This is a genomic window from Phenylobacterium sp., assembly GCF_035276905.1.
Taxonomy (GTDB): Bacteria; Pseudomonadota; Alphaproteobacteria; order Caulobacterales; family Caulobacteraceae; genus Phenylobacterium.
This window is the reverse complement of record NZ_DATELG010000422.1, coordinates 1-4,784: the sequence shown is the minus strand read 5'-3', so window position 1 is coordinate 4,784 and position 4,784 is coordinate 1. Positions and strand designations below refer to the sequence as shown.

4 protein-coding genes and 1 pseudogene are annotated in these 4,784 nt (G+C 69.8%); all 5 read left to right on the top strand.

The annotated features are described in order from the left end of the window. Positions 1–528, top strand: a pseudogene (locus VJS38_RS20155) (hypothetical protein); the annotation flags it as partial. A 19-nt stretch (positions 529–547) separates the two neighbouring features. Beyond that, a complete protein-coding gene (locus VJS38_RS20150; protein WP_324089937.1) occupies positions 548–2,380 on the top strand; it encodes an ABC transporter ATP-binding protein/permease in 1,833 nt (610 codons plus the stop codon). 64 nt (positions 2,381–2,444) lie between these two features. After that, on the top strand, positions 2,445–2,885 hold the full coding sequence (locus VJS38_RS20145; RefSeq protein ID WP_324089936.1) for a VOC family protein: 441 nt from the start codon (positions 2,445–2,447) through the stop codon (positions 2,883–2,885). A gap of 34 nt (positions 2,886–2,919) precedes the next feature. Then, the gene (locus VJS38_RS20140) at positions 2,920–3,762 is read left to right on the top strand and encodes an aldo/keto reductase (RefSeq protein WP_324089935.1); all 843 of its coding nucleotides are present in this window, start codon (positions 2,920–2,922) and stop codon (positions 3,760–3,762) included. A gap of 433 nt (positions 3,763–4,195) precedes the next feature. After that, positions 4,196–4,615 carry a hypothetical protein gene (locus VJS38_RS20135; protein WP_324089934.1) on the top strand — a complete coding sequence of 140 codons (420 nt, stop codon included), beginning with the start codon at positions 4,196–4,198 and terminating at the stop codon, positions 4,613–4,615. Positions 4,616–4,784: the final 169 nt, after the last annotated feature.

The window sequence follows — 4,784 nt, the reverse complement described above, 5'->3', positions numbered from 1 at the left end:
GCCGACGGCGACGGCCGATGGCGGCTGCAGACGCCCACGCAGGGCCAGGCGAGGGTCTTCGGGCTTTCGGCGGTCAATGGGGGCCGCCGCGTCCAGGCGCAGGGCTATCTGCTGGTCGGGCCGCGCGGCCAGACGGCGCTGCTTCGCGCCGGGGCCTCGGCGCTGCGGCTCGATCGGCCGTCCGGCTCGCGAATCGCTTCGGTCGACTTCGATTCCGAGGGCGGCGTGCTGCTCTCGGGCTGGGCGGCCGCCGGCACCGACGTGGCGATCAGGCTCGACGGGCGCCTGGCCGGCGACGCCAGGACCGACGAGGACGGCCGGTTCGTCTACGCCTGGCCCCGGCTCAGCCGGGGTCCGCACCGCGTGGAGGCCACCGGCGTGGCCTTCACCGACGAGATCGCCTTCGACATCACCCCGGCCGCGCCTCTTGTCGGCGGCCCGCTGCATAGCCAGCTGACTCCGCAGGGCTTTCGGGCCGACTGGCTGACCCCGGGGGGCGGGGTGCAGTCCACCATCTTAGCGGGTTAGCGGAGGCGTTTTGACGTCCATGCACGCACACGCGGCGCGGCGTTTCGACCAGCCCGGCGCGGTCGCCCCGAAGAGCGTCAAGTTCGACTTCTGGCGGTCGATGATCGACCTCGGCCGGCTGGTGCTGCGCTCCGGCGCGCCCAGGCTGCGCGCCAGGATCGCCGCGGCGTTGGCGTTGGTCGTGGTCGGCAAGCTGGCCAGCGTCTGGGCGCCGGTCGTGCTGGGCGACGCCGTCAACACCTTGGCGCCCGCCGCGGGCGGGACCCTGGGCTCGGGCTTCGTCGCCGGCGCGACGGCCTTCGCCGTCCTCAGCCTGGCGGCGGCCTGCGCGCCCTACGCCCGCGACGTGGTCTTCACCCGCGTCTCCCAGGCGACCATGGCCCGCGCCGCGGTGGAGACCTTCCAGCACGCGCTTGGCCTGTCGCTCGACTTCCACCAGTCGAAGCAGATGGGCTCGCTGTCGCGGATCATCGACCGTGGCGCGCGCTCGACCGACTTCCTGATCCGCAGCGTGGTCTTCAACATCGGGCCGACGCTGGTCGAGCTGGCGCTGGGCATGGTCGTCATGACCACGCGCCTGGACTGGCGCTTCGCGCTCACCGCCTTCGTCAGCATCGCGATCTACGTCGTGGTGACCTTCCGCATCACCGACTGGCGGCTGTCGCACCGGCGGGCGCTGAACGAGGCCGACAGCCGCACCGCTGGCCTGTCGGTCGACGCCCTGATCAACTACGAGACGGTCAAGACCTTCGGCGCCGAGCGGCGGGTGGTCGGCGGCTACGCGGAGGCGATGGACGCTTACGTCGACGCCAGCGTCCAGGCCAACACCTCGCTGAACCTGCTGAACGCCTCCCAGTCGGTGATCCTCAACGTCGGCCTGGCGGTCATGACCGTGATGGCGGGCTTAACCGTGGTGCACGGCGAGATGCGGGTGGGCCAGGTGGTGACCGCGGTCCTTTTGTTGCGCAGCCTCTACCAGCCGCTGGGCGTGCTGGGGTTCAACTACCGGGAGATCCGCCAGGCCTTCATCGACATGGAGCAGATGGTGGAACTGACCCAGGTCGCGCCGGAGATCACCGACGCGCCAGGAGCGCGCGACCTGCCGCCGGCCAGCGGGCAGGGGGCTGCGGTGGCCTTCGACCACGTCGGCTTCCGCCACGACGCCCGCTCGCTCGGGCTGGACGACGTGAGCTTCGCGGCGCGGCCGGGCCAGACGGTGGCCCTCGTCGGCCCGTCCGGCGCTGGCAAGACAACCGCGGTGCGCCTCGCCATGCGGCTGATCGATCCGCAGGAGGGCCGCGTCCTGATCGACGGCGTCGACATGCGCCAGGTGAAGCAGGCGGCGCTGCGCCAGGCCGTGGCGCTGGTGCCGCAGGACGTCGCCCTGTTCAACGACACCCTGCTGCGCAACATCGCCTTCGCCCGGCCCGACGCCAGCCGGGAGGAGGTGCGCGCCGCCGCCGAGGCCGCCGAGCTCGGCGGTTTCATCGACAGCCTGCCGAACGGCCTGATGACGCTGGTGGGCGAACGGGGGTTGAAGCTGTCGGGGGGCGAGCGCCAGCGGGTGGGCATCGCCCGGGCGCTGCTGGCCGATCCGCGCCTGCTGATCCTCGACGAGGCCACCAGCGCGCTGGATGGGCCGACCGAGGCCGCGATCCAGGAGACCCTGCGCAAGGCGCGCGCGGGCCGCACCACCCTGGTCATCGCCCACCGGCTGTCGACCATCGTCGACGCCGACCAGATCCTGGTCCTGCGCCGGGGCCGGATCGTCGAACGCGGGACCCACGAGGCGCTGCTGGCCAGGGGCGGGGAGTACGCCGCGCTCTGGCGACGCCAGACGCGCGCGGCGTGAATCTGGACGCTGCGCTGCGGCGCGCGGGCTGGTATTCACGGGCGACGGAGAAGGAGAGCCGACGGTGCGATACCTGCACACCATGGTCCGCGTGACCGACCTCGACGCCTCGCTGGATTTCTACTGCAACAAGCTGGGCCTTGTGGAGTTCGACCGGCACGAACAGCCGGCCGGGCGATTCACCCTGGTCTTCCTGGCTGCGCCGCAGGATGTGGAGGCGGCGCGGGCCCGGCAGGCCCCCGCCGTCGAGCTCACCTACAACTGGGATCCGGAGGACTACGGGGGCGGCCGCAACTTCGGCCACCTGGCCTATGCGGTGGACGACATCTACGCCGCCTGCCAGCGCCTGATGGACGCCGGCGTCACCATCAACCGGCCGCCCCGCGACGGCCGGATGGCCTTCATCCGCTCTCCGGACAACATCTCGGTGGAGCTGCTGCAGGCCGGCGATCCGCTGCCTGCGGCGGAGCCGTGGGTCTCGATGCCCAACGTCGGCGTTTGGTAGGTGAACGGAGGCGCGCAAGACCAGGAGGGGACCCATGCTGCAAACGGCCGCTGTCAGCCGCCCGGCGATCACCCTCAGCGACGGCCAGTCGATGCCGCAGGTCGGCCTCGGCGTCTGGCAGACGCCCGCGGACGCCACCGCAAGCGTCGTGAAGGCGGCGATCGAGGCCGGCTATCGCTCGATCGACACGGCGGCGGCCTATGAGAACGAGGCGGGCGTCGGCGAGGGCGCCCGCGCCTCCGGCGTAGCGCGCGAAGAGATCTTCATCACCACCAAGCTGCGCAGCCGAGACCACGGCTACGACGCGGCGCTGCGCGCCTTCGACAAGAGCCTGAAGCGGCTGGGCGTGGACTACGTCGACCTCTTCCTGATCCATTGGCCCGCGCCGCGGCAGGATCGCTACATCGACGCCTGGCGGGCGCTCGTGCGGCTGCAGGAGGAAGGGCGGGCGCGCTCCATCGGCGTCTCGAACTTCATGGTCGAGCACCTGCGCCGGATCATCGGCGAGACCGGGGTGATCCCGGTGGTCAATCAGATCGAGTTGCATCCGAAGTTCCAGCAGACCGACCTGCGCGCCTTCCATGCCGGGCAGGGAATCGTCACCGAAGCCTGGAGCCCGCTCGGCCAGGGGGCGCTGCTCAAGCATCCGGTGATCGCCCGCATCGCCGCCCGCCACGGCCGCACGCCCGCCCAGGCGATCATCCGCTGGCACGTGGAGCAGCGGCTGGTGGTGATTCCCAAGTCGGCCAACCCCGAGCGCATCGCCGAGAACTTCGAGGTCTTCGACTTCCGGCTGGACGACGAGGACATGTCGGCGATCGCCGCGCTCGACGACCCGATGGGCCGCATGGGGCCCGATCCGATCAGTTTCGGTTAAGCGGTTCAGCGGCCGGTCCAGGTGAGAGCGGTTCGTGAACCATTGGGCTAAATGACCCCCTTGATTCGCCGGGCCGAACCAACTTAGCCGTCAAGTATGGAACTGAAGCCTAGCGATTGGTTCGACGGGTTACCGAAATACCTGGGAGACCGGTATGGGCGCCCGCTCGCAGGGGTATGCTACGTCATTGCTGCTGTGGCCGTGCTCGTCATTCTCGGCACAACGGCGGTGACGCACCTTCGGGAGGCTCTCGCGCCCCCGGCCAACGCATCGGGGCGAGCGGTGCAATCCAAGCCAGCGCCGGCCCCGCCTCCCGCTTCAGCACCGGCCCCTAAGGTTTCGCCTCCACCCAAGGCCTGTGCGCCCGGCGCGAATTGCTCCAGCGGCCAAACCGGCGGCCAGTCGGTCGGGACCATCAACGGGGGAACGATCAATGTTGGCCGTTAATCGCCTTGCCCTCGCGCTCGTCGCAGCCGCATGCCTTGGTCTGCCAGCGAAGGCGCAGCAATGTGCGCCCGGCGCGGTCTGCTCAAACGGGCAAATCGGCGGGGCGGCAGTCGGCACTCTTAACGGAACGCTAAATGTCTACCTCGGCCAGCCGCGGGAACCGCGCGGGCTGTACCAAGGGGCAAAGCAGGTCGGCTCCTTCAGGACTGCGCAGGTCGACAAAGAACATGGAATCGTCGCCTTCGACCATGTTGCCTTCACGGCCTACACCGATCCGGCCCAGGCGATCGAGTTCGGAGAGCTGAAGCTCCGCTGCAAGAACGCACCCGTTGAGGGTGCCGGACGGTTCTACGCAGCGACTATGGTCGAGATGCACACGTTCGACACCTGCGAGATCGTGAACTAGGCCGCCGCCCACTCCAGTTCATGCAGCTTGGCGATCTGGCTCTGGTAGGTGCCCGGTGTCGTAAGCGGTGCGGCGGCATGGGCGAGCCGTTCCCCACGCGGGGGAACCTTTACCGCTAACCAACTGTTTTCCTTAAAATCTCGATGGCTCCCCGGGCAGGACTCGAACC